Here is a 26,567-nt window from a genome sequence, read left to right as displayed (position 1 = left end):
GAGATTTCTCCTTCGTCGAAAGGACAAACCGTGTGTGTGTCTTTTTTAGATAAACTAAATCTGCGTGCAAAAAATTAGTCATAAAATTAAAAGGATTCATATTGCTACAATTAAACTTTGCGAACCTTGCGGTTAAAATTTCGACACAATTTTGGAATTTGGGATTTCAAAAGATTGGAATTTACAAAAAACACCAATTGGTATAAATCAAAAAAGCCATCCACAAAAGTGGAAAGCTTTTCATTGGTCTAACTACTAAACCAGCTACGAGTTACAAATTCGTAGCAAAACAACACAACTAATCTTAGATACCGTATTTGGGCAAAAAAGCCTTTCCGTTAAGAAAGGCTTTCCCCAATATTGCGGTCTGGACGGGACTCGAACCCGCGACCCCATGCGTGACAGGCATGTATTCTAACCAACTGAACTACCAAACCTCTGCGTTATTGCGGTTGCAAAGATAGTATAGAATTTCGTTTCTGCAAGTGTTTTTGTAAAAAAAATAAAATAAATTTTCAAAATATTAGCCAAAGTTTTGTTTTTCAACTAAATATGTCGTGAGTATTTTTTCAAAATTATCGCCAAAATTTACCGGAACGTACTTAATTTGGTTCTTTGCACAGGTCAAAGACAATTTTTTAAAGTACTCTTCTGCTCTTTTTTCATATTCTTCTTTTACATTATCGGCAAAAATCGACACTTCTTCCCCTGTCTCTACATCTATAAACTTGCGAGGGGTGTTGTCAAAGTCAAATTTAAGTTCTGTTTTATCATCGATAACATGAAACAAAACCACTTTGTGTTTATTGTGCTTCAAATGCTGCAGTGCATTAAACAATTTTTCATCTTCTTCTGTCTGCAACATATCTGTAAACAGGATAATCATCGAGCGGCGGTGTATTTTTTCAGCGATCTGATGTAAATAAGTAATCGTATCGGTGCTTTTTTTGATTTTTGGTTGCTCTAACAATTGCTCTAATTTGTTGAGCAGCATTCTATGATGGCGGTCACTTCCTTTTTCAGGAGCGTAATATTCGTAGGTATCAGAGAAAACACTCAAACCAACGGCATCACGCTGTTTCTTAAGGATGTTCATCAAAACCGCTGAGGCCAGAACCGAAAAACCAATCTTCTTTTCATAAAAAGGCTGATTTGATTTTAGTTCGGGATAATGCATCGACGAAGAATTATCGACAATAATATGACAACGCAAATTGGTTTCTTCTTCAAAACGTTTGGTATACAAACGGTCTGTTTTGGCAAATAATTTCCAATCGATGTGTTTGGTACTTTCTCCCGCATTATACACCTTATGTTCAGCAAATTCAGCCGAAAATCCATGAAACGGACTTTTATGCATTCCGGATATAAAACCTTCTACCACCTGATTGGCCAGCATTTCGAGATGCTGAAAACTTGAAACTTTCTCTATTTCCGATTCGATTTTCATTCGGTTTCTTTTTTAATTTTTTGAGCACGATATAAACCGTCTGTTGCCTGCAATACTTTTCTTTTAAGAATTGGACTAAACTCCGGATTCTCTTTTAAAAATCGCTGTATTTCGTCAAAAGCATACTTTGAAGAATATTTACCAATGGTATTATTCAACCAGTCCTTTGGAAAGAAAATATCTCCTGTACGTTGAATTTCGTCTGTCAAATCTAATGAAAATCTAATATACTTTTGCGCACTTTCCTGACGTAACGGATGATGTATATTAGCCAAACCAACAGAAACCCACGATTCTTTCTCTCTGTTTTCATCGTCTTTTAAAGACTCTACAAAAGCATTTCGTACGGATTCTTCTTCAGACAAAGAGGGAAGCAGAAACTCAAAACGTTTTTGCTTGTCCGGGTTTGAAATTGTTGTTCTGGTTTTCTCTAAAATCTCAGCTGCTTTTTCATGCTTAAATATAGCCAAATTCATAGCGATATTGGTATAATCGTCTTCGTTTAATTTCAAACCTGAAACAACCGTTTCTTTAGTCCAGATCTTATATAACTTTTCTTTCCCTGAATCTGAATAGGCAATTGAACTAAACAAATTAAACAACGTCTTTTTGATATTTCCCGGTAAATTAGCCTGCAAACGTTCGTAAACGATATCTTCTAATTGTTTTTGCTTTGCATTTTGTTGTTTTTCGGTAAGGAATTTCCAAAAAACCGAACTGGTCTGATTGGTGATTATTTTTAGAACCAATTCATTTTGTTCGCTTTGAATTCCTTTCACAAAACAATCAAACGCTTTAACGGGCAAAACAGTTCCTGTCAAGGTATTTTCATACATATTGCTGTAGGTTGAAGCTCTTGCAACCTCATCTTTTAAAGTCAAAACAGTTTCCAGATTCTTCCCGTCAAGCGGAAAAACACCATATCCAAAACCGTTGTAATTGTAAACCACACTAATCGGTTTTGGGAGTCCGGTTAACTCTTTTAAAAGAAGGCTTTTACCTTTTAGATTAACAGTTACCACTTGCACTTTATCGGCATAAACCAAACCAATTTCAAAAATCTGAGGCCATACATTTGCCGATTTATCTTCTGCCTCTTGTAAAATTTCAAACTTCGAGATTCGGTTTTGGGCATCGTATTCTATTTTGTCTTTCAATAAGGGTCTTCCTGATTTATTCACCCATACCGTACTCCATTTTTGCATATCGAGTGGTGTTTCTGCATCTAGAATTTCAACCAGATTATTCCAATCCGCATTATCATTGGCGTATTTTTTAATGTATTTTTCAATTCCTTTCTGAAAAGCTGCTTTCCCCATCGAAGCTTCTAATTGACGCATCATTATAGGTGCTTTGTTGTAAATAATACTTCCGTAAAGAGAACCTGCATCTTTTAGATTTGCTAAGTTTTGCCTTATCGGATGTGTTCCTAATGATCGGTCTTCGGCGTAAGCATTAGCATAGTGAGCAGTAAAAAACTGCAGATTGTGATTGACTTTCGGAAAAATCGGATTCATAATTTTATCTGCCATAAAATTTGCAAATACCTCTTTCATCCAGACATCATTGAACCATTTCATCGTAACCAAATCTCCAAACCACATGTGCGATGTTTCGTGAGCGATTAATTTAGCACGGTCCAGTTTCTCACTATCGGTTGCTGTATTGTCTAAAAACAAAGTCGATTCTTTGTATTGAATGGCGCCAACATGCTCCATTCCGCCATATTGAAAAACGGGAATCGAAGCGTAATCCAGCTTTTGAAATGGAAATTTACAATTCGTATATTTTTCTAAGAAATCCAACGATTGTTGGTGCAATTTAAAAATAGTATCGGTACTGGTTTGCAGTTTTTCGGGATTGTTTTCCCGATACAACATCGTCATCTGCCTATTGCCCGGTTTTTGAGTAACACTTTTAAATTTTCCGGCAACAAATGAAAACAAGTAGGTACTCATCTTATCCGATTCCCCAAAAGTATATTTCACAAAATCACCTTGTTCTTGTTTGTCCTTTACAAAACCACCTGCCAAAACCGACCATTCTTTTGGAACCGTAAGACTCAATTTATAAGTTGCTTTAATATCAGGCTGATCAAAACACGGAAATAAGGTACTCGCTCGATCCGGGACTAATAAAGTATACAGAAAATCATCGTTGCGGTTTAAGGATAAATTCCCGGCAATAAAGGAAATTACAACTGTATTTTTACCTAAAATTAAATTTTCAGTCGGAATAACGACATGCCCTTTCTCCTGCAAAATGACACTGCTTTTTCCGTTTATTTCGATTGTTTTTAGGTTCTGCGCTTTCTCTTTAAAGTCTAAATACAAAGGCTCTTTTAAAGTAGATAAGGTAAGATTCAAAACCAGATTGGAGTTGATATCCTGCTCTTTTTGATTTGGAATCTCAAATGACAATCCGTAAGACACCTCTGAAATTTGTTGTTTTCGAAAACGTGCCAATTGCTCCGAGACACCGTTGTCTAAAATAAGAGTTCCTTTTTGTTTCGTTTGTGAGCACCCAATTGCTGCGATTGTAAAACAGAGAAGAAAGCTGTAGAAAATTTTCATTTTTAAGAATATTAAGATTTGCTAAAATTAAAGAAGACTTCCTTAGCTTTTACTATAGATCCTGACTTTTTATTCGATTTAACCAAATAGAAATAGGTTGCTGTTAAAATATAACAACAACCTATTGGCAAACTTAATTTCTTATTGGAATTAAATTATTCCTTAATATTCAAAGACTCACACACTTCCGAATAGGACATTTTTGAATAATTCGGCAGCACTTTTTTTGCTGCTTTTACGCCTCCCGGAATAATAATATAACGATATTCTAAACTCTGAGGCAAAGTTAACATTACAGGCTGACCCGGAAAAGCCTCCGCAACGGCTGATGTAAATCGACAAGAATCAAACGTATGTCTGTATATCAAGATCTTGTTTAAATTGTAAATAGAACTTATTTGATTGGTAGCTCCTCCTGCATCACTGATATAGGGAAGATTGTAAGGACCAAGAGAACCAATACGAAAATACGTCAGGATTACACCACTTTTTAAAATGTCAGCACTAAGCTCCGGTACATTTAAATGTCTTACTCTCAAACAAGTTCCGTCAACCGTTGTATCACGGCTTACATAAGGAGAGGTTTTCCAATCGCTATAAATAACATTTGCAGAACCAGTTGCTCCGTTGGTACCATTGGTTCCGTTAGTTCCATCCTTTCCATCTGCTCCATCCGCTCCGTCATCTGGTTTAGAACAAGAAGACAACATGGTTAAGATCATAATTCCCAGCATTAAAAAATTCTTTTTCATTTTTTCTGTTTTTTAAATTATTAATAATCAAACTTGTGATGTCTTTTTCAAATAAAAACAACACCAATAGGCCAGCGACTTCCTTAATAGACGTCCTTGCATTCTAAAATATTCTGAATCAAAATCCCAAATCGTTACCCGCAGCCCCGGACTTGCGCCAGGCAATTTTACCGTAATTACTTTGATGTTTCCTTTTACAGTAGGGGGTAAAAACCAATCCCAACTCTTCTGATGGGTTATTCATATAATCGTATCTCTTTAATCCGACTTGAGCAACAACTGAGTTTAACGGGTTCTCCACTTCATAATTTGTGACAGTCTCTTTATCATTGTCGCTGCTGCAGGAGACACTAAAAAGAGCAGCTAATAAAACGGTGAAAAATATTTTTATAGTTTTCATAGGGATTTTAGTTTTAAATTTTAGTAAATAGCTCTTATTTAATTCAATAGCCTTAATTTTGTAAAAGTCAAAACGGGACAAACAACAGTTCCTTTTTCTAATGAATTAATTCCAAAACAAATTTGCACGATTAAAACCGACGCAAAAACAGCTAATAGACGAACAACATTTTAAATAGACAGACGACTGTTTTTTTAGTTGTTCTTATCATTTTTTGCATTTACTAAATTCTGTTTTATGATAAAAAAATACACCTGCATTATTATCGACGATGACGAAATAGACAGACTAACAGTTCTTTCTTATGCAAAGAAGTTCCCTGTGCTGGATATTTTAGGTGTTTTTGAATCGGCGGAAAAGGCGCTTCCTTTTATAGAAAAAGAAAAAGTTGACATCTTATTTCTGGACATCGATATGCCGGGGTTAAACGGAATCGATTTTAGAAAACAAGCTTTGGCTATTCCGGTTTGTATTTTTATAACGGCACATCCCGAGCATGCTGTAGAGAGTTTTCAGATCGAAACATTAGATTTCATCGTAAAACCTTTAAAACAGGAACGTTTCACGCAAACGATAAATCGTATCGAAGAGTTTATGGAAATCAAACTCAAAGCCTCGCTTTTTGAAGCAAGTATTGGCGGCGACACCATTTATATCAAAGAAGGTCATGAACAAACCAAGGTTAAACTCCATGAAATCCTATACCTCGAAGCTCTTAAAGATTACACACTGCTGATCACAAACAAAAAGAGGCATTGTGTTTTATCGAGTATCGGAAATTTATTAAAAGAAGATCATTTTCAATCTTTTATCCGAATCCACAGAAGTTTTGCCGTTCAGAAACAATTTATTCAAAAAATAAATGCGACCGAAATTGTACTAAACAACAACATCGCTATTCCTGTTGGAAGAAGTTACAAAGAAAATCTAAATCTGTTCTCATGAGAAAAATAGGTTTTTTGTTTTTTCTCTTATTTGCGATTGCTGCTTATCCGCAACAAGAACCCGATTTAACCCCATACAAGACTACAGAACAAAAACTTAAAGTCTGGCTAAAATATGCCGATACTGCTTTAGATTCAGAAAATTATCCCAAACTGTTATTAATTACAGAAAAAGGAATTGATCTCGCCAAAAACCATCCTGCTTATCTTGGTCGCTTTTACCTTTATCGGGGGATTAGTTATGAATTCAGCAACAATCAATACCAAAAAGCTTTAGCAAATTACGAACTCGCCTTGCAGTATGCCAAAAGCAGCAAACAAATTAAAACCGAAACATCGGCTTTAATGCGCCTCAATTATACGTATTATGCGCTTAATGAAACAGCCAAAAACAAAGAGCTGATTCTTTACATCAAAAAAGTACTGGATACCACAAAAAGCAATTATATGAAGGCCGTTCTCTACGGAAGTCTTGGAGAATATTATCTGAATTATTCAGAATACGAGCCTTTCATTCAGTATCAGTTAAAAGCAATCAATTATAAAAAACTTCTTGAAAAAAGCGTTGCTAATACCGAGAACATTGGGGTTTCTTATAGCCAGATTGCCAGTGCGTATGTAAAAATGAAACAGTACCATAAAGCCATTGAATACTTAAACGATGCCAAACCTTATATCAAAACTTCTCCCTATATAAGTGCTTTCTCGTGCAACTACTATATGCAATCTTTTGTTGCATTAAACAACCTTGATAGCATTAAGAAATACTACAATTTAATCCATACCTACCCATCGGTAAACGATTCCTTATTTCTTAATCTAAGTTTTGCCAACCGAAGCATGTCTGAATATTACATCGGAAATCATCAGTCAAACACCGCTTATAAATACGCTCAAAAAGCAGTTTTATACGGACAAAAATCAAATGACGATGAAATTCTCATGGAAGCCAACACCATAATGGGAAAAGTATGGTATGAAAAAGGCAATTATAAAAAAGCAATCGAAACGCTGACCCTGGCTTCTAAAAGCGCCCTTACTTACGACAAAGAGTCCTTTGTAACCATCAATAAAAAACTTTCTGAAAGTTATGCTACTCTGGGGAATTGGGAAGAAGCCTACCGATACAATAAAATCTACAGCAAATACAATGACGAAATGCTACAGGAATCAGCCAAACAAAGTATTGCCAACGCCGAAGCACATTATCAAAACAAAACGAAAGGACAGAAAATAAAGAATCTTTCGATTGAAAATACCATAAAAAATATTCAGATTAAAGAGTCGGAAAAACAACGTCTGTTTTTAATTGGCGGACTTAGTCTGGTTGCCATTATTGGATTGTTGTTGTTTAATCAGAGTCGGAATCGCAAAAAAACGAATCAAAAACTACAGCTTTTAAACAAAGAACTCGACGAAGCCAATAAAATAAAGGCCCGCTTTTTTGGCATTCTAAACCATGACTTAAGAAGTCCGATTTCGAATTTAATCCACTTTTTACACCTACAAAAAGAGAGTCCGGAGCTACTCGATGAGGCCACAGCTTTGCGCATGCAAAACAAAATTATTACCGGAGCTGAGAATTTATTATCGTCTATGGAGGATATATTATTGTGGAGTAAGGGACAAATGGAAAACTTTAAACCGCTACAAAAGAAGGTTACGGTAGCGCTTTTATTCGAAGAAACGCAGAAACATTTTTCGAGTGTAGAAAATGTAACATTTGTATTTGAAAATCCCGAAAATATCATCCTTGAAACCGATGAAAATTACCTCAAAACAATCATTCGTAATCTGACCGGAAATGCTATTCAGGCGCTTAATAAAACTTCGGACGGGGTAATAACCTGGAAAGCCCACCAAGAAAACAACAGCTATTTTCTTTCTATAACTGACAATGGTTCAGGCGGAACTCGAGAAGAATTTAAAGCCTTATACGATCATTCTGAAGTAATCGGAATTAAAAATGGTTTAGGATTGCATTTGATCCGGGATCTGGCAAATGCCATTAATTGCAAGATCGAAGTGGTGACAGCTCTTGGTTCCGGAACAACTTTCACTATTCTATTTCAATAAAAAAAGGTTTGACTTTCGCCAAACCTTTGAGTATAAATTATAATCTTACGATTACAACAAAGCGTCTAAACTATCTGCATAGGTTTGTTTCGGAGCAACTCCTACTTGTTTCCCTACTACTTCACCGTTATGAAAAACCAAAACAGTTGGTATGTTACGCACACCATATTTTGCAGCAAATTCCTGGTTTGCATCTACATCTACTTTCCCAACAACTACTTTTCCTGCGTATTCGTCACTTAATTGGTCAATGATTGGACCAACCATACGACAAGGACCGCACCATGCTGCCCAAAAATCTACCATTACCGGTTTATCTGATTTCAAAACTACTTCATCAAAAGTAGCATCTGTGATTGCTAATGCCATAATAATTTCATTTAAAGTTCATCCCTTTGATAATTCTCCGGGAACATTTTCTAATTAGTTCTTTAACTTGGGTACAAATTTAGAAATTTAAAACCAATCAAGCGCCATTCGTAAATTAGTTTTCATTATAAATGCATTGTCATTAATTATACCAATAGTAAATTCTTTATTCCCACACCCTGAATTACAAGTCATTAAAAGACATCTTTTTAAAAATACTTTCCTTTTTTAATGTATCTTTAATAATTCGGAAAATTCGTTCAGATGAAAGCAACTTTACTTCAAATAAAAGATTTTTTGCAATCAGTGCATTTTAAAAAATACGCGAAACGCTTTGGCCTTTTTGTCTTAGGATGTATAACGCTCCTTCTTATTACTTCGGGCGCTTTGTCTTTTTATTTCAATCGGAATAAACCGGAAATTATAGCCAAAATCAATGCTAAAATCAACGAAAACATCAATGGAGAATTTCATATTGGCGATTTTCAATACAAGTTTTTAACTGGTTTTCCAAACTTTACGCTGGCCTTAAAAGAAGTCGAACTCAAAGACAAACAATGGAAAACACATCATCATACCCTATTAAAAGCAAAAGAAATTGAAGTCCGTTTGAATGTCTGGAGTTTGCTGCAACACGAAATCAACATTCGTAAAATCCTAATCAACGAAGCCGACATTTATCTCTACAAAGCCGCAAACGGTTATTCGAATTCTGATATTTTTAAATCTAAAAAGAAAAAATCACCGGAAAACAAATCTGAAACAGAAACCACAATTGGTCAAATCAACCTTAACAATGTTCATTTTATTCTGGACAATCGTGTTGGTCATAAACTTTTTGATTTTGATGTTGCGAGTTTAAAATCAAAGGTAGATTACGATGGTGACGACTGGCAAACGGATTTGTTTTTAAAAACTACTGTTAAAAGTTTAGCGTTTAATACCGTTCATGGGAGTTTTGCCAAGCAAAAAATACTTCAAGGTACTTTTGACATTTCGTACTCGTCTAAAAATCAAAAAATAAACGTAGACACCAAAGGCTTAAAAATCGGAACGGATTCTTTTGACATCATTGCTTTTTTTACGGTCGGCAAAACAAATTCGCCTTTCGGAATCAATATCGGAACTACCATTTTATGGCAAAATGCATCGAACTTATTATCGGATAATATCAGCTCTAAGCTTAACCGATTTAATCTAAAAAAAGAAATTAAGGTCAATTGTGACATCAAAGGGGATTTTAATGATCAGGGCGACCCCAGAATTGTCGTTCAGGCCGAAATCGCCAACAATGAACTCACTATTCCTGACGGACTTTTTACCGATTGTAATTTCAAAGGGATTTTCACCAACAATTTCAAGCCAAAAGAGGGTTTTAATGATGCCAATTCGGCTATTGTTCTGAGTCATTTCTTTGGAAACTATCAAAAAATGCCCATTAAAATTCCGCAAGTTGTCATCAATAATTTAGAAAATCCCATTGCTACAGGAAACATGAGTTCCGATTTTGACATTCAGAATATCAACGAAATGTGCAGTGACAAATGGATTAATTTTACAAGCGGTCATGCGCATGCGGGTTTGAAATTTCAATTTAATATTGTCGATTTGTACATCACCAAACCCCGATTTACCGGTGATGTCAATATCAGCAACGCTTCTTTTGATTATATTCCTAAAAAGATTCATGCTAAAGAAACCAACATTCAGCTCAACTTTACTCAGGAAGCACTGCTCATCAAACAAATTACCTACAAACATAAAAACAACAGTTTTCGCATAGACGGAAAAATCGATAATTTCCTCAATCTCTATTACGATGCTCCCGAAAAAATGGTGATCAACTGGAATATCTATTGCCCGAATATCGACGTCAAGCAATTTCTGGGAATTCTAAAAAACTCTCAAGCCAAAAAAGTAGCGCAAAAACCGGTTAAAAACGTCAACTTTTCGAATCAAATGCGCTCCGTAATCGAGAAATGTGCCGTTGTTATCAACCTCAAAGCCGACAAAATCAATTACGGAAAACTGACCGCCACCAACACCTCAGCTATAATCCAAATGATTAATTCGAAACTGTCTTTAAAAAATGGCTCCTTACAAACCTCCGGCGGATCGATTGCTTTTAGCGGGTCGATTGAGCCCAGAGGAAACAATTACACCTTTCAATCTAATGCGCAGGTTAACCGGGTTGATATTGCGAATTTTCTGCGTTCGTTCAACAATTTCGGAATCCGTTCTTTTAGTCCAAAAGACATCAAAGGAAAACTCAGTTCCCATGCCAATGTTACCGGTTTAATCAACGACAAAGGCGAACTCATCACCAATTCTATGACCGGAAATCTGGGCTTTACTGTCAATCAGGGTGCCTTATTGAACTTTGAACCTATTGTAAGGATTGGCAAGTTTGCGTTTCCGTTTCGCGATGTCAAAAACATTACTTTCAGCGATTTGTCGGGCAATGTAAATCTACGCGGAGAGCGAATCGACGTTCATAATTTAACCATCAGTTCGAGTGTTTTAAACTTCGACGTCGAGGGGATTTATTCCTTTGGCCGTGGCACCAATCTGGCTCTCACCATCCCTTTACGAAATTCCAAAAACGATGTAAAACTAGCCAGCAAAGCTGAGCGTGATGCGGTTCGAGAACGTGGGATTGTGTTGCATTTGATTGCACTGGATGATGAGGGGAAGATGAAGATTAAGTGGGGAAAGAGGGGGAAGTAACCTTATAATAGATAAAACATTCTGAGAATAAAAGTTTTACAGTTTGAAAAGCGAAACAATTTTACTCAAGTTCTTAACAAAGTTAACCCATATCAAAAAATACAAAACCTAAAATCATATATGGAAAAAAATTATAGAAGACTGATAAAGGAGTATAAAATTAATACTGAAACTAAAAAATGCATTGCGTTAGTTATTATTGTATTTAAATGATCTTTAGTAAATTAAAAAAATGTTCCAATTTATAACAAAAAACACTCTTGAATATGAAAATTTTTCCTCTAAATTTGTAACCATTGTATAACGTTAAACAACTTGGTTATGAGTGATTATATTTCATTATCTGAAGCATCAGAATTACTTGGAAAAAGTAAAGAGACTTTGAGACGATGGGACAATGAGGGAAAATTGAATGCTGTACGTGAACCTATGAGCAATTATAGAATGTACAGAAAATCAGAAATAGATACTCTTTTTTTAAGCTTTATAGATGGTGACATTCCCGAAACTATTTCAAATCATATAGAACCAGAGAATAATTATACGGTTTTAGAACTTTTTGCTGGAGCAGGCGGACTGGCCATTGGTATGGAAAAAGCAGGACTTAAATGTGTCGCTTTAAATGAAATAGATAAATGGGCATGTCAAACACTAAGAGCAAACAGACCAAATTGGAATGTATTAGAAGGGGATATTAAACAATTCAATTTTTCAGAATATTATAACAAAGTAGATGTTGTGACTGGTGGTTTTCCATGTCAGGCATTTAGTTACGCAGGCAAAAAACTTGGTTTAGCTGATGCTAGAGGAACATTATTTTATGAATTTGCTAGAGCTGTTAAAGAGGTAAACCCACCAATTTGTATCGGAGAAAATGTTCGTGGTTTACTAAATCATGACAAAGGAAACACATTACAGGGTATGATTTCTATTTTAGATGAAATCGGATATAATGTTGTACCCGTACAGATCTTAAAAGCAATTAATTTTAACGTTCCTCAAAAAAGAGAAAGGCTAATTTTAGTTGGTATCAGAAAGGACATTAATGTAAAATATGAGTATCCTAAACCATATAACAAAATTTTTCACCTAAAAGACGCTTTAAAAAAAGGCGATTTATTTGATTGCGATGTCCCCCTCTCGACAGGTTCAAAATATCCTCAAACTAAAATAGATGTTTTAAAATTAGTTCCACAAAAAGGATATTGGAGAGATTTACCTTTAGATATTCAAAAAGATTTTATGGGTGGAAGTTTTTATCTTGGTGGAGGTAAAACTGGAATCGCTAGAAGGATCGGTTGGGACGAGCCTTGTCTTACTTTAACTTGTAGTCCGGCACAAAAACAAACTGAAAGATGCCATCCAGAAGAAACTCGACCATTTACAGTTCGCGAATATGCCAGAATTCAAACATTTCCAGATGATTGGCAATTTGAAGGGTCTGTTGCTCAACAATATAAACAAATTGGGAATGCAGTTCCAGTTAATTTAGGTAAGGAAGTTGGATATTCTATTATTAAGTTTTTAAATAAATATTATGCAAACTTAAAAATTAAAGAGAATAGACTTTCTAATATCATCAGCTAATTCTTCACATCCTTTAGTTATAAATTCTTTAGTATCTAAATGATTTATAATTTCGTGTAAAGCGACAACTAAGCCATCATAAAAATTTGGGAAGCCAGTTATTCTATGCCAAAATTCACGGCCAATAATAACTGGATATACTTCATCTATTTTTTTATAATGCATACTTAATTGTAACTGTTCTCCATATAGAACCCCAACAATAAAATCATTATTATTACTCCCTAATAAAGCATCATTAGTTCTTGCCAATCTTATAGTATTGGTAAACTTCGCAATTAACGGGTTTACATCTTCTGAATTTATAGTATTTGGACCTGATTTTAATTGACACCATTTTTTCCTACCATCAATCTTGTCAAGAAACTCTATATCAATTCCCTTAATTGCAGATCCATCTGCCAAATCAAGCTTAATAAACATTTTTTGAATATTTGTCCCAAATGAAGTGTTTATTGAAGTTCCTAAAACCCTGGGATAGTATAATGCCTTAGCAACACCTTCTGGATTATAATTGTTTTCCAAAACTTTTGATAAATACTTTACAACAATTGGATTTATATTATAATTTTTAAGTTTTGAATGTATTTTTAATGATGCATTAATATGATTTTCAAAAATATTAATTTCAAAATATTTAACAATTTTAATCAATAATTCTTCTTCCGTTATTTGCTGCATCTCTATTTTTTATGAATTTTAGATTGCTAAAATAAGAATTTTAATTCAATTCTTAGAAAATTAAAATTGCACATACATCGGACCCGAGATAACATTTATTCAACTACGGCTGTAGCTCTTCTTTATAAAATAACTTAATTTCTGTCCAAAACTTTTTGAACATTTTTCCATAATCTTTTATCAAGTTACTCTTTTTTATATTAAAAAATTTACTTGATTCCTTTTACATCAAAGTGATTTAATCTCCATAAATAAATTATAACTGCACTTTCTGCTATTAAATTGATTATAGTTTATATATCTTATCTTTGATACTAGCAATCCAAAAACAAACAAATGCCACCATCAAAACTATGGGCGAAAGAAGAATTAATTCTTGCTTTTAATTTATACTTAAAAATTCCGTTTGGAAAAACACATAGCACAAATAAAGATATTATTCATTTATCTAATTTGATTAATAGAACTCCTAGTTCAGTTGCATTGCGCTTAGCCAACTTTGCAAGCGTTGATCCTGTATTAAAAGCAAGAGGAATTAAAGGAATGGATGGTGGCAAAAAGATTGTACAACCTATTTGGGATGAGTTTTTCAACAATCAAGAAGAATTGATTTTCTTAAGTGAACAAATTCTAGCTCAGAAAGAGAACACATCAATTGAAAAGAAATTTGAAGATATACTTTTTGATACAAAAGACTTGAAAGGACAAGATGTTATTAGAGCAGTAAAAACTAGAGTAAATCAATCTGTTTTTAGACAAATGGTTTTATCAAATTACAATACGAAATGCTCCATTTCAGGTATTGACATCCCAGAGTTGTTATTAGCCAGTCATATTATGCCTTGGTCTAAAAACGAAGAACATCGTCTAAATCCTGAAAATGGAATTTGTTTTTCTGCACTTTATGACAAAGCTTTCGACAGTGGACTAATTGGAATAAACCTAAATCATGAAATAATCTTTTCTGATTCAATCAAAAAGAAAAAGGGAACAGAATTCTTCAACAAATATTTTTATTCAATTGAAAATCAAAAAATCAATGTAGCTCTGAAATACTCTCCACGGAAAGAGTTTCTCGAATATCATTTAGACATGATTTTTAATAAAAATAGTGAACCTTTGTTTAAATAACTTATAATAGTAATAACAAAAAAAGCCACTTTCTCAGTGGCTTTTTTACATGAATCATTCAACATCCAGATAAGGATCCAGAACCTCAGCTAATTTATTCAGCCAGTAGAAACTGTCGTCGAGATTTATTTGATCCGACTCTAAGGATTCATTTTCTCGCATAACATTTAAGGCTAGCAGATAATTTACTTGACGAATTGTTTTAGCCATACTCTTAAGATCAATTGATTCATTAAAGAAATCAATTAATCTTAATTCTGTTTCTTTTGAAAGGGTGTTTGTACTCATAATCTTTGTGTTTAGGAAAAATAAAACCCGCATAGCTTAGGTGTCCTACGCCACAAAGAGCGTTACAGTTGTTTCCAATACCGCCACCATACCACACGGGTAAAAGTTTTTTTGGGTTCATAATCTTTGTGTTTAGGACTATAAACATACAAAAACCAAAAAACCGTCTGTAATTTCCTTAATTTCTGACTTCGACTATTTTATAACTGTCCATGACGATTCTTCGTTTCCTTTTCTGACTGCAAAAATCAAATTAACAAACAAGTCAAACCACAAAATATAAAACCCGCATAGCTTAGCTGTCCGACGCCTTTCAGAGCGTTGCAGTTGTTTCCAATACCACCAGCATACTATACAGGTAAAAGTTTTTCGAATTCAGATCCTTAAAATTTAAGATTGCTAATATACCCAAAAAAATTACGCTACTTACACGGGGTTCTTACAATTTAGTCTGATTACGGCAGCGGAACTTCGCATGTGATTCCTCCTGCGTTGGAATTGACAAACGAGGCGTAAAATCTCAAAAAAAATTCTTAATGTTTTATTAACTCGATTGTTTTTTAATTGATAAAATAATAGCTTTGAGAAACAAGATTTAAACCAATCAAGTATTAAACATATAAACAATAAGTAATATGAAAATTCAAATTAACACCGACAAAAACATTGAGGGACACGAAAGATTAGAGGCTTATTTTTCTGGTGAATTAGAAAAAACACTGGCTCGTTTTGAAGACAAAATTACACGCATAGAAGTACATTTCGGAGACGAAAATGGTGAGAAATTCAGCCTGCACGACAAGAAATGTGTTATTGAAGTTCGTACCGCAAAATTGCAACCGGTTACAGTTACAGAACATGCTGAGAGTATCGAAAAAGCCTTTCAGGGTGCCTCTGCCAAAATTAAAAAATCACTTACTACTACTTTCGAAAAAATGAAAGCGTATTAATCCATATACTAACAACTAAAAAATGGCATTGTCTTACGGGATAATGCCATTTTTTAGTTTTCAGCTGTTTTTCCTGCTCTCAAAATTTATCAATCAATTAAGATAATAATAACGGTTTTCGATATTGCATGAAGTAAATTTGCAGCCCCTAAAGAGCGTCTTTTTTACCTTACATGAATTGATTTCTGTTTTAGGTTTTTCAATAACAAATCATTTAAAATACATCCATGAAAAAGCAACTACTCGTATTACTAACAGCAATTTTTATTGGCTTTGGTGTAAATGCGCAAGTAAAAACAACCGAAACAACGGTACTGGTTCTGATTCATTCTCAAAACGGAGGAACCTATAAAATGGCAAAAGCAATCGCCGAAGGAATTCAGGATTATCCGAACTCAAAAGCAATACTTAAAAGAGTTCCCTCGATAAATTCAAAAGAAAAATTAAACGCTGATGTAGAAAAACTACCTGTTGCAACGATTGAAGAATTAGTCAATTATGATGGAATCGCTTTCGGAAGCCCTGTTCATTTTGCTAACATCAGTGCAGAGATGAATTCTTTTTTCAGTCAGAGCATCCCACTTTGGACTTCAAGAGCTTTAGAAGGAAAACCGGCAACCGTATTTATGTCCGCAGGATCGGGAGCAGGAAAAGAAGCTGCCATCTTATCTTTTTGGAATATCCTGGCCTCACACGGGATGATTATTGTGCCAACAGGGATTATGGGAACTGCAACTTTAGACAAAACCGTTCCACAGGGAAATACGCCTTTCGGCGCTACTTCATTGGCAGGATCAACGGGAACAAGACCTTCTCCAAGTGAATTGAATCTAGCGAAGGAACAAGGAAAAGCTTTGGCCAGAGCTGCTTCAGGATTGAAAAATACCGAAAGCGCTAAAATTCTAAAAACAACTTCGGTAGAATCTAAAGTTGGTTTTGACATCAATAAAACATTAAAAGACAACAACATCACACTTCCGGAAGCTCCAAAACCGGTTGGGAATTATGTACCGTTTACCATTTCAGATCATAAAGTTTACATCAATCAAGTGGCTTTAAAAGACGGTAAAATTCTAAATCCTGGTAAAATTGGCGCAACCGTTACAGATGAACAAGCCAAGGAAGCCACTTATCAAACGATGCTAAATGTAATTGCAGTGCTAAAAGAAGCTTGCGGTGGTGATTTAAACAAAGTAAAACAATGTGTGCAACTAACGGGTTACTTTAACACTACTCCTGAATATACGCAACATGCGGCTATCATGAATTCGGCTTCGAATCTTACCGCTTTGGTTTTTGGAGAGAAAGGTAAACATGCCAGAGCTACAATTGGTGCTTTTTCTTTACCGATCAATTCGGCTGTGGAGATTCAGGCGGTTTTTGAAATCGAGTAAGGGGTTGGAAATTCCAATTTTTTTAAATTCCAAATTCCAAACTTTTAGAGGTTAAAAGGGGCTTCGACTTCGCTCAGCCTGACACCTGGAGGGGAGAGAGAAAACTTTGCGATTTTGCTACTTTGCGAGAACCCAAAAGCAAGAAGACTTAAAAACCTATGACAAAATAAAAAACCCGAATACAACTTCTGTATTCGGGTTTCTATTTATATGAAATAATGTTTTACGATTTTGGTAAAGGTGCACCAACGGCAACATCACAACGATGTCCGGGTTGACCATGTGCGGGATTCATTCCTTCGGCTACTTTTGTTTCGGTTTCAGTACTTAATAAGGCTGGAACTGCATTGTTTGCAGCTGGTGGTGTTACTGTAAATTTCTGCGTAGAAGTTCCGCTTTGTGAAGGGGTTCCTGCTTGTGAAGTCGCCACTGGTTTAGTGCCTGCCGGAGAATTCAACGGTGATCCGACCGGAATATCACATCTGTGTCCGGGTTGCCCGTGTGATGGATTCATTCCTTTTGCTACTTTTACTGGAGCTGCCGCCGTTGTTGTCGTTGTAACTACAGACTGATTCGGTTTTACCTGTACGGTTTGTACCGGTTGCCCCGCAGTTGTTTGCTGCGTTTGCTGTGCTTGTGTCGGAGCTGAATTTAAAGGTGCTCCAACGGCAATATCGCAACGATGTCCGGGTTTTCCGTGTGCCGGATTTATCCCTCCTGTTGCATTCATAACCGTATTTTGATTGGCAACGGGTGCCTGAACTACCGGATTGACTTTCGTCGTATCTTTCATCAATCCTAATTTTATCAATTCTGATGTTGGAGTATTCTCCTGTGGTTCCAGTTCTTTTTTACAAGACACTAAAACTAGAGAAGAGATAAACAGGGAACTTATAAAGATTTTCGGGTTCATAACAGTGGTATTTTAAAGTAATCAAATATACTGGTTTTTGATTGATTTCTAATTTGTATTTTATTAAAAAAAATTGAAACCATATAAGTGATGTAAGTTCATATTAATAGTATGCTAAACTTTAATGGGTGCGAAATCTTTGTCTTGATTTAACCGCAAGGTGCGCAAAGGTCTACGCAAGGTGCGCAAAGTTTTTTTCACAAAGCTTTGCGGACTTAGCGTTTAAATAAACACAGCAATAAAAATTCTTTGCGCACCTTGCGGTTAACCCTCACACAGAACCACAAAGTTTATATGAACTTATATCACTTATAGGATTTAAAAAACTTTTACTATATTTCTTAGCTCTAAAACCAAATAATCTCACTTATGAAAAAAGCACTGTTACTCCTACTCTTCATCACCACTTTTGCGAATGCCCAAAATGCCGAAAAAAACAAAATCAATCAAATACTGGACACTTGGCACAAAGCAGCTGCCGATGTAAAGTTCGATGCTTATTTTGATTTAATGGCCGAAGATGCCATTTTCATTGGTACAGACGCCACCGAAAATTGGGTAAAACCGGACTTTAAAACATGGGCAAAACCTTTCTTCGACAAAGGAACAACTTGGAATTTCACCACCTTAGAACGCCATATCTTTTTTGACAAATCCGGAAAAACAGCTTGGTTTGATGAATTACTGAATACTCAAATGAAAATTTGCCGCGGATCTGGTGTTTTGATAAAAGTTGGGAAAGAATGGAAAATTCAACATTATGTTTTATCCATGACTGTTCCGAATGACGAAGTTGATGCTGCTATTAAAATAAAAGCTCCAATTGAAGACGTATTAATCGCAAAACTTCAGAAAAAATAAACATTTCTCCGTTTTCTTATTACAATTATAACTTTTCGGACCTGTTACAGAAGTAATCTCCCATTTACTTGCAACACATTTATCAATTAGGGCTCTTTTTTTGATAGTCAAAATAGAATACTATCAAAAAAATGAGCCTTGTTTTGAAAAATTAACTAAAATTAGACAATTACCCCTGTTTTTCAAGACATTAAATCCTGAATATTTATTTTTTCATAACTTTAACCCTAAAAAAAATAGGGTTCACACAAAGTATTTGAAAAATGAAAATAGAAAAACGCTGGATCATTTCCTTTATTATTATCAGTATTGTTTGTATTACGGGAGCCTTTTGGCCAACTGTTACAGAAAACAATTATGTATTGTCTGAATTTGGCACCACCGATCATATCGTTCCTGCCGATGTTGCCTGGATGTTGACATCCTGTTGCCTGGTTTTGATTATGACTCCGGGATTGTCTTTCTTTTATGGCGGAATGGTTGGCAAGAAAAACGTTATTTCGACTATGTTACAGAGTTTTATCTGTTTGGGTGTTGTAACACTTTTATGGGTAACAGTAGGTTTCAGTCTGGCTTTTGGTGATCCTGTTGGTTTTGGCTCAGGAGACCATTTTTACAGTTTCTTTGGCAATCCGACCACTTTCGCTTTTATGGATTATGTGGGCGTTCTTCCGCATAAAAAACTGGCCAGTACGATTCCGTTTATGTTATTTGCTTTGTTTCAAATGAAGTTTGCCATAATTGCTCCGGCGATTATTACGGGTTCATTTGCAGAACGCGTTCGTTTTATTTCCTATTTAATTTTTATCAGCTTATTTACCATTTTCATCTACGCCCCATTATGCCACGTGGTTTGGTATCCGACCGGTATTTTGGGAAGTTATTTTGGCGTGAAAGATTTCGCCGGAGGGACTGTGGTACACATGAGTTCGGGTTTTGCAGCACTGGCCGGAGTTTTGGTTTTGGGAAAAAGAAAAAACAGTCTGCACATCCCCACTAATATTCCTTTCGTATTATTAGGAACGGGTATGTTGTGGTTTGGCTGGTTCGGATTCAATGCCGGTTCTGCTCTTGCTGCCAACGGAACGGCCGCAATGGCATTCGCGACCACCACTACAGCATCGGCAGCAGCAATGTTAACCTGGGTTTTCTTTGACAGAATGAACGGCAGGAAAGTTTCGGCTTTGGGAGCTTGTATCGGAGCGGTTGTCGGATTGGTTTCTATAACGCCCGCTGCGGGTTATGTTTCGGTTCCTGAGAGTATATTTTTTGGATTTATTACGGCTTTGGTTTCCAATTCTGTAGTTAATTGTAGTCTTTCCAGAAGATTTGATGATACGCTTGATGTTTTTGCCTGCCATGGTGTTGGCGGAATTATGGGAATGATTCTGACTGCTATCTTTGCTCATGGCGAAAATGCCAGTTTATTACATGGTGGTTGGAATGTCTTTGGGCATCACATGATGGCATTGGTTTTGGTTTCGATCTTTACTTTCTTCGGGGCGTATTTCCTGTTCAAAGTAACCAATTTCATTATTCCGTTGCGTGTTTCTGAAGAAAACGAACATATTGGTTTGGACTTATCACAACATGACGAAACACTCGATCCAAAATTATTAGCGGTCGCGGAAGTAGAATATCATTAAAAAAACTAACACGAATTACACTGATTTTCACTAATTTCTTTGCCCTTAAACTTTATGCGATAAAATTAATTCTTGTAATTAATTTAAGTTGCGAGTTGTTTTATGTTTGAAATTAGACCGCCTATACCTCATTTTTGAATTATAACAACGTAAATTTCTAGTAAAAATTAAAATATTTTCAAAAGTATCATTTTTAATAGCCTCCTGCTTCAGCTGGAGGATTTTAAGTAGTTCAAGATTTAATGGCTTTAGCCGAATTATACCACGGTTCTTTCGGCTAAAGCCAATTATTCACCTCTCAATCATATACCTCCAGCTGAAGCAGGAGGCAAATCAATCTTTTTGTGTTTTCGTCAAATAGGATTAACTAGCTACTTGAATTAATTAGTGCCTAAAAAACTAAAAACTGATTAAAAACAGGCCACAGATTAAGGGATTAAACTGATTTTTCATTTCGAATACTTTATTAAAACAAGAAAATCACTTTAATCTTCTAATCTGTGGCAAAAAAATCAATCCTACTAATCGTTTTTAAACCGTTACAGGTAATTCATTCGTTTATATTCCTTAATTTTGCTGAAAATTTTTGTAAAAGTGGGAAGTAAAAATAAACTAAAAAGATTCAGAGAAAACGAAACATTTCAAAACGTTTTTCAACCAACCAGAGAAGAAGTTGTAGGCAATTTAATGCCCTTAAGAGGAAAATGGAATTCTGATTTCTTTAAAAATGACAATCCATTAGTTTTAGAATTAGGATGTGGAAAGGGTGAATATTCTGTTGGATTAGCAGAAAAATATCCCAACAAAAATTTTGTCGGAATTGATATCAAAGGCGCTCGTTTCTGGAGAGGTGCTAAAACTGCTGTAGAGAACGGTTTACATAACGTTGCTTTTGTCCGAACGCAAATCGAATTGATCAATCATATTTTTGCTGATAATGAGGTAGATGAAATCTGGATTACTTTTCCGGATCCGCAAATCAAATACAAAAGAACGAAACACAGAATGACAAACTCTGAGTTTTTGCAATTGTATAAAAAAATCCTTAAAAAAGACGGTGTTGTAAACCTTAAAACCGACAGCGAATTTATGCACGGGTATACCCTTGGATTATTACACGGTGAAGGACACGAGGTTCTATATGCGAATCACAATGTATACAAAAACGAAGGAAGTCCGGAAGAAGTTACTGCTTTTCAAACTTTCTATGAAAAACAATATTTAGAAATTAATAAGGCAATTACGTATATTCGTTTTAAAATTAAAGACTAATTTAATTTTAAAATCAACTTTTTATAACCCATCAATCAACTGAATGGCATTACTTACTCCTTTAATTTCTGGTTTCATAGCTGCTTTCATTGGAATTATTCCGCCCGGATTAATCAACATGACAGCCGCTAAAATAAACCTAAAAGAAGGAAAAAAGAATGCTTTATGGTTTACTGTCGGGGCCGTTCTGGTTATTTTATTTCAGGTTTCGCTGGCTGTTTTGTTTGCGCGTGTAATTGATAACCGTCCGGATGTTGTGACTTTATTACGTGAAGTTGGTTTTGGTATTTTTTCTATACTAACGATTTATTTTCTGTTTATAGCAAAAGAACCTAAAGCCAAAAAATCAAAAATTAAAAAGAGCAGCAAAAGAAGTCGCTTCTTTTTAGGCATGCTTCTTTCGGGTTTAAATTTCTTTCCGATTCCTTATTATGTGGTTGTGAGCGTCACTTTGGCCTCTTACCACCTTTTTGCCTTTGAAAACAACATTATCTTTACGTTTGTTTTAGGTTCTGTTTTGGGTTCCTTTATGGCTTTATACAGCTATATTGCTTTCTTCGGAAGGATCGAAAAGAAAACAGATTATATGATGCGAAACATGAATACCATCATTGGGAGTATCACCGGACTGATCTCTATTGCCACGCTTTTTAATATTCTAAATTACTATTTTAGTTAAAAAATACAGGTCACAGATTAAAGGATTAAAATGATTAATGATCTGTAGTGCAAAAAAAGTTGCCACGAATTGCACTAATTAATTCGTATAATTCACGGCGAAAAAATAAGAATGATTAATATCTGTAGTGCAAAAAAAGCTAACACTAATTAATTCGTTTAATTCGTTTAATTCGCGGCGAAAAGATAAGAATAATCAAAACTTAATTAAGCTAACTTTTTATTTATCAGTCCTGTAAATTTATTTGTGTAGAATTAAAAAAAAATCACACCTACTAAAATCATTGAAATCTTTTTAATCTGTGGCAAAAAAATAATTCGCGCTAATTCGTGGAATTAGTGGTAAAAAGATCATGACAATCAAAACACATTTAATTAATCTGCAACAAAAAATCAACTTATGGCTGAAGAGAATTTTTTCGAAAGAGTTTATACTATTGCCAGACAAATTCCTTACGGAAAAGTAACTTCTTATGGCGCTATTGCAAAAGCTTTAGGAACTGCTCGTTCTGCGCGAATGGTGGGTTGGGCAATGAATGCCTGTCATGATATGGATGATATTCCCGCACATCGCGTTGTTAACCGAAAAGGGCTTCTGACCGGAAAACATCATTTTGACGGAACCAATCTAATGCAACAACTACTCGAGAGCGAAGGGATTAAAGTCGTCAACCATCAGATTATAGATTTTGAGAAGCATTTTTGGCAACCTGAAATAGACTTATAGTGTGTATTTTTTTCACCATATAAGTGATGTAAGTTCATATTAACTTTGCGAACTCTTTGCGTTAAGTTTAAGGCAAAGCTTAGTTTTAGCGCAACGTTAATATGAACTTACATCACTTATATGGTTTAAACCTTTTTTAAATAAGACAAATAACAAAGTTGGTTTTATCTTCGTCTGTCTGATAACTTAAATAACCGCCATGTGCTTCTATAATGTTTTTAGAAAGCGTTAAACCAATTCCGGCACCGTCTTTTCTGGTGGTGAAAAACGGCAGAAAAACTTTGTCTTTTATAGCTGGATCAATCCCTTTTCCGTTATCTGAAATAATGATAAAAAATCGATTGTTCTCAGAATAACTGGACAAAAACATTTTCTTTTCACTTTTATCTTTCAACGCATAAACACTGTTGGTAATTAGATTAATAATCACTTGCTCCATTTGATTTTTATCAATCAGAATAGAACGTGAACTACTAATTTCATTGATCAATTCGATATTTTCAGCCTTCAGAATGGGGGTCATAATTCTCATACAATCCTCAAAAAGCGCATTTATAGGGGTCATTACTTTATTTGGCGTTGGCAACATCGCCAGTTTTCGATAATTTTCGACAAAAACCTGCAAATGATCACTTCTGTTTATGATCGTTGAAATACTGCTTTTGATATCATCAAAATCTTCTTCTTCGAGTGCTTCCTGATCGACAATGTGGAGTAAATTCTGTGAAAGCGCCCGAATTGGCGTTAAGGAATTCATTAATTCATGCGAAATAATTTTCATTAAATTAATCCACGCCTCCTTCTCTTTCTTCTCTATTACACGCTGAATACTATCCAATAAAATAATAAAATACTCTTTGTTGTAGGTTTTGGTATGGGAGGTTTGCAGCATAAAAGTCTGCAAGTCCTGTGCTTCTATTTTAATTGAAATCGCCGCTTTTAACTCAGCAAACTCTACTTTTTCAATTTCATCACAAAGTGACGGCAGATAATTTTTAAGGTATTTCCAATGACTGACTTTTGGAACTTTAAAGAGATTAGAGAAACAATCGTTCATCAAAAAAATATCCCATTCTTCATTCTCTTTTTCCAAAATCAAAGTGGCCGTGTCTATACTATTTAAAATCGAACGGTAAACAAGTTCTTTGGAGGTCTGCTCCTGCTTCTGCACTTTTAAAGTATCGTACAACAGGTACAGGTTTTTGAAATTGCCTTTTTTATTCTCTTCCGGGAAATTGGTCGAAAAATCATTTTGCAAGATCGAAAGCAATGTTTTGTCATAAAACAACGATTCATTTTTGATATAGAAATACATCTCAAATAATGCTATGACCATAAAAGCACCAACTAAAATTGCATTGTAGTAAAACGTCTTATAAATTAAAAAAACGCAAAGAAAAAAGAGCGTCATGACCAACAAAACTCTTATAAACAAAGCATTATAGAACTTCCAATTTTTCATTATTTTATTTTTTTTATGCCACAGATTAAAAGGATTAAACTGATTTTCTTGCCACGAATTTCACGAATTGGCGCGAATTATTTTTTTTGCCACGAACGAATTAGTGTAATTTGTGTAATTCGTGGCTATTTTTTACGTCACAAATTTTGAATCCTTTTAATCCTCTAATCTGTGGCCAAACTACTCTCACCGCAACTTTCAATTTACAAATTCTTTAAATCGTATTTTTCAATTCTTCTGTATAAAGCAGCTCTGGATAAACCCAATTCTTCAGCTGTTTTACTAATGTTTCCGTTATGTTTAAACAATGCTTTTTCGATTGCATTTTTTTCCATTTCAAACAATGGATTGTCGTCAGTTTCATCTGGTTCATCAAAGTCAAGAATATCCAAATCAGTTACAGAAATGGTATTGTTTTCGGCTAAAATCAAAGCACGTTCAATCTTGTTTTCCATTTCACGGATGTTTCCTTTCCATGGGTATTTTTCTAAATATGGTGCCACATTGTCTTCAAAACGCCAATTCTCCTGTTGGTACTTCTCAGCAATCTTATCTAAAATAAAATCAGCCATCGGAACAATATCATCTTTTCGTTCCCGGAGCGATGGTAAATGAATTTCCATCGTATTGATTCGATACAATAAATCTTCTCTAAAGGTTTTGTTTTTTACCTCGGCCTTAATATCACTGTTTGTGGCTGCAATAATCCTCACATTTAAAGGCCTCGCTTTACTTTCACCCAAACGGGTTACGGTTTTGGTTTGTAAAACATGTAATAATTTAGCCTGAAGATGTAATGGAATATTCCCGATTTCGTCCAAAAAAATAGTGCCTTCCGAAGCCATTTCAAATCTTCCGGGTGTATCAGTCTTTGCATCGGTAAAAGCTCCTTTGGCGTATCCGAAAAGTTCACTTTCGAACAAACTATCGCTTAGGGAACCTAAATCAACATGCACAAAAGGTTCTTTTTTTCGTTCTGAATTCTGATGAATAAAATCGGCGAAGACATATTTCCCGGTTCCATTTTCTCCCAGAATTAAAACGTTGGCATCTGTTCTGGCTACTTTTTCAGCAATAGAATACGCTTGTTTTATTTTTACCGAAGTCCCTACAAAGTATCTTTTCTCTATTGTTTCATTGGGCGTTTTCTTATTGTTTTTTCTGCTTTCAACAACTGCATTGTCAATAATTTCGAGTAATTTATCATTGTGCCAGGGCTTTAAAACATAATCGAAAGCACCGATTTTTATCCCTTCAACAGCAGTATCAATTTTACCAAAGGCCGTCATTAAAATAACAACGGTTTGTGGCGAAAGTGTTTTAATTTCTTTGAGCCAGTGAATTCCTTCGCGTCCGTCCTCAAAACCAATTCGGTAGTTCATGTCCAATAAAACCACATTAATTTCATTTTCACTTAAAATTGAAATGATTTTTTTAGGGCTGTTTGTCGTAAAAATGGTTTCAAAATGTTTTTTGAGAATCATTTTTGCCGAAAAAAGAATTTCTTCCTGATCGTCAACGATTAATATTTGAGCTAATTTTTTTCGCATGGTATTTATTTTTGTTCGATTTCGAACGGTCAACTGTCCATTTTCGAACAGTCCTTTTTTTGATTGCTTTTAAAGTCTCTTTAAAATCAAGGCTTTACAAATAATACTTTTTGTGGCACAATATTTACCTATTGAC

General features: G+C 35.0%; 22 protein-coding genes and 1 tRNA gene. 12 read left to right on the top strand and 11 right to left on the bottom strand.

The features are described from left to right. Positions 1–363 precede the first annotated feature (363 nt). The 5 genes from ACHRV5_RS21190 to ACHRV5_RS21170 form a co-directional block, all read right to left on the bottom strand. A tRNA-Asp gene (locus ACHRV5_RS21190) sits at positions 364–437 on the bottom strand. Between the two features lie 86 nt (positions 438–523). After that, positions 524–1,450, bottom strand: a complete 927-nt coding sequence (locus ACHRV5_RS21185) for a DUF58 domain-containing protein (RefSeq protein ID WP_395428086.1) — start codon at positions 1,448–1,450, stop codon at positions 524–526. Continuing rightward, positions 1,447–4,023, bottom strand: coding sequence for a M1 family metallopeptidase (locus tag ACHRV5_RS21180; RefSeq protein WP_395428085.1), 2,577 nt, complete (start codon positions 4,021–4,023; stop codon positions 1,447–1,449). The genes ACHRV5_RS21185 and ACHRV5_RS21180 overlap by 4 nt, the downstream gene beginning before the upstream one ends. Positions 4,024–4,178: 155 nt before the next feature. Next, a complete protein-coding gene (locus ACHRV5_RS21175; RefSeq protein WP_395428083.1) occupies positions 4,179–4,775 on the bottom strand; it encodes a hypothetical protein in 597 nt (198 codons plus the stop codon). A 118-nt stretch (positions 4,776–4,893) separates the two neighbouring features. Beyond that, positions 4,894–5,175: a hypothetical protein gene (locus ACHRV5_RS21170; RefSeq protein WP_395428082.1), complete on the bottom strand. Its 282-nt coding sequence runs from the start codon at positions 5,173–5,175 to the stop codon at positions 4,894–4,896. 237 nt (positions 5,176–5,412) lie between these two features. Here ACHRV5_RS21170 and ACHRV5_RS21165 point away from each other — a divergent pair, with 237 nt between their 5' ends. Further along, positions 5,413–6,120 carry a LytR/AlgR family response regulator transcription factor gene (locus ACHRV5_RS21165; RefSeq protein WP_395428080.1) on the top strand — a complete coding sequence of 236 codons (708 nt, stop codon included), beginning with the start codon at positions 5,413–5,415 and terminating at the stop codon, positions 6,118–6,120. Then, positions 6,117–8,195, top strand: a complete 2,079-nt coding sequence (locus ACHRV5_RS21160) for an ATP-binding protein (protein ID WP_395428078.1) — start codon at positions 6,117–6,119, stop codon at positions 8,193–8,195. Before ACHRV5_RS21165 ends, ACHRV5_RS21160 begins: the two co-directional genes overlap by 4 nt. 51 nt (positions 8,196–8,246) lie before the next feature. On the opposite strand, the gene trxA is transcribed toward ACHRV5_RS21160, so the two are convergent. After that, complete coding sequence (trxA, locus tag ACHRV5_RS21155) at positions 8,247–8,564, bottom strand: thioredoxin (protein ID WP_012023423.1); 318 nt, start codon at positions 8,562–8,564, stop codon at positions 8,247–8,249. A 264-nt stretch (positions 8,565–8,828) separates the two neighbouring features. Between trxA and ACHRV5_RS21150 the strand changes: the two genes are divergently transcribed. Both ACHRV5_RS21150 and dcm read left to right on the top strand, forming a co-directional pair. Then, positions 8,829–11,291, top strand: coding sequence for an AsmA family protein (locus ACHRV5_RS21150; protein WP_395428077.1), 2,463 nt, complete (start codon positions 8,829–8,831; stop codon positions 11,289–11,291). A 315-nt stretch (positions 11,292–11,606) separates the two neighbouring features. Then, positions 11,607–12,878 (top strand): DNA (cytosine-5-)-methyltransferase, encoded by a 1,272-nt coding sequence (gene dcm, locus ACHRV5_RS21145; RefSeq protein ID WP_395428076.1) that lies wholly within the window; start codon positions 11,607–11,609, stop codon positions 12,876–12,878. Here the strand turns inward: dcm and ACHRV5_RS21140 are convergent. Further along, entirely contained in the window at positions 12,837–13,559 is a 723-nt protein-coding gene (locus ACHRV5_RS21140; RefSeq protein WP_395428075.1) for a PmeII family type II restriction endonuclease, read from the bottom strand. The genes dcm and ACHRV5_RS21140 overlap by 42 nt on opposite strands. A gap of 336 nt (positions 13,560–13,895) precedes the next feature. On the opposite strand from ACHRV5_RS21140, the gene ACHRV5_RS21135 reads away from it, so the two are divergent. After that, entirely contained in the window at positions 13,896–14,690 is a 795-nt protein-coding gene (locus ACHRV5_RS21135) for an HNH endonuclease (RefSeq protein WP_395428074.1), read from the top strand. A 54-nt stretch (positions 14,691–14,744) separates the two neighbouring features. Here the strand turns inward: ACHRV5_RS21135 and ACHRV5_RS21130 are convergent, their stop codons facing one another. Continuing rightward, a complete protein-coding gene (locus ACHRV5_RS21130; RefSeq protein WP_395428072.1) occupies positions 14,745–14,978 on the bottom strand; it encodes a hypothetical protein in 234 nt (77 codons plus the stop codon). Positions 14,979–15,613: 635 nt separating this feature from the next. On the opposite strand from ACHRV5_RS21130, the gene ACHRV5_RS21125 reads away from it, so the two are divergent. Further along, entirely contained in the window at positions 15,614–15,928 is a 315-nt protein-coding gene (locus tag ACHRV5_RS21125) for an HPF/RaiA family ribosome-associated protein (protein WP_047777697.1), read from the top strand. Between the two features lie 227 nt (positions 15,929–16,155). Continuing rightward, the gene (gene wrbA, locus ACHRV5_RS21120; protein ID WP_230004322.1) at positions 16,156–17,322 is read left to right on the top strand and encodes an NAD(P)H:quinone oxidoreductase; all 1,167 of its coding nucleotides are present in this window, start codon (positions 16,156–16,158) and stop codon (positions 17,320–17,322) included. Positions 17,323–17,545: 223 nt separating this feature from the next. On the opposite strand, the gene ACHRV5_RS21115 is transcribed toward wrbA, so the two are convergent. After that, on the bottom strand, positions 17,546–18,235 hold the full coding sequence (locus ACHRV5_RS21115) for a hypothetical protein (protein WP_395428071.1): 690 nt from the start codon (positions 18,233–18,235) through the stop codon (positions 17,546–17,548). 369 nt (positions 18,236–18,604) lie between these two features. Here ACHRV5_RS21115 and ACHRV5_RS21110 point away from each other — a divergent pair, with 369 nt between their 5' ends. The 5 genes from ACHRV5_RS21110 (at position 18,605) to ACHRV5_RS21090 (ending at position 23,419) form a co-directional block, all read left to right on the top strand. Then, positions 18,605–19,096, top strand: a complete 492-nt coding sequence (locus ACHRV5_RS21110; protein WP_395428070.1) for a nuclear transport factor 2 family protein — start codon at positions 18,605–18,607, stop codon at positions 19,094–19,096. 263 nt (positions 19,097–19,359) lie between these two features. Beyond that, positions 19,360–20,742: an ammonium transporter gene (locus tag ACHRV5_RS21105; protein ID WP_395428069.1), complete on the top strand. Its 1,383-nt coding sequence runs from the start codon at positions 19,360–19,362 to the stop codon at positions 20,740–20,742. A gap of 594 nt (positions 20,743–21,336) precedes the next feature. Further along, the gene (gene trmB, locus ACHRV5_RS21100; protein ID WP_047777827.1) at positions 21,337–22,014 is read left to right on the top strand and encodes a tRNA (guanosine(46)-N7)-methyltransferase TrmB; all 678 of its coding nucleotides are present in this window, start codon (positions 21,337–21,339) and stop codon (positions 22,012–22,014) included. Positions 22,015–22,057: 43 nt separating this feature from the next. Further along, positions 22,058–22,693, top strand: a complete 636-nt coding sequence (locus tag ACHRV5_RS21095) for a LysE family transporter (RefSeq protein ID WP_047777688.1) — start codon at positions 22,058–22,060, stop codon at positions 22,691–22,693. Positions 22,694–23,092: 399 nt separating this feature from the next. Then, on the top strand, positions 23,093–23,419 hold the full coding sequence (locus ACHRV5_RS21090) for an MGMT family protein (RefSeq protein ID WP_047777686.1): 327 nt from the start codon (positions 23,093–23,095) through the stop codon (positions 23,417–23,419). Between the two features lie 136 nt (positions 23,420–23,555). On the opposite strand, the gene ACHRV5_RS21085 is transcribed toward ACHRV5_RS21090, so the two are convergent. Both ACHRV5_RS21085 and ACHRV5_RS21080 read right to left on the bottom strand, forming a co-directional pair. Beyond that, complete coding sequence (locus ACHRV5_RS21085; RefSeq protein WP_395428068.1) at positions 23,556–24,881, bottom strand: sensor histidine kinase; 1,326 nt, start codon at positions 24,879–24,881, stop codon at positions 23,556–23,558. A gap of 203 nt (positions 24,882–25,084) precedes the next feature. Continuing rightward, a complete protein-coding gene (locus ACHRV5_RS21080; protein ID WP_395428067.1) occupies positions 25,085–26,431 on the bottom strand; it encodes a sigma-54-dependent transcriptional regulator in 1,347 nt (448 codons plus the stop codon). Positions 26,432–26,567: the final 136 nt, after the last annotated feature.

It is taken from the genome of Flavobacterium sp. FlaQc-52 (assembly GCF_044007495.1).
GTDB lineage: Bacteria > Bacteroidota > Bacteroidia > Flavobacteriales > Flavobacteriaceae > Flavobacterium > Flavobacterium cupriresistens.
This window is presented reverse-complemented; position numbering and strand designations above follow the sequence as displayed.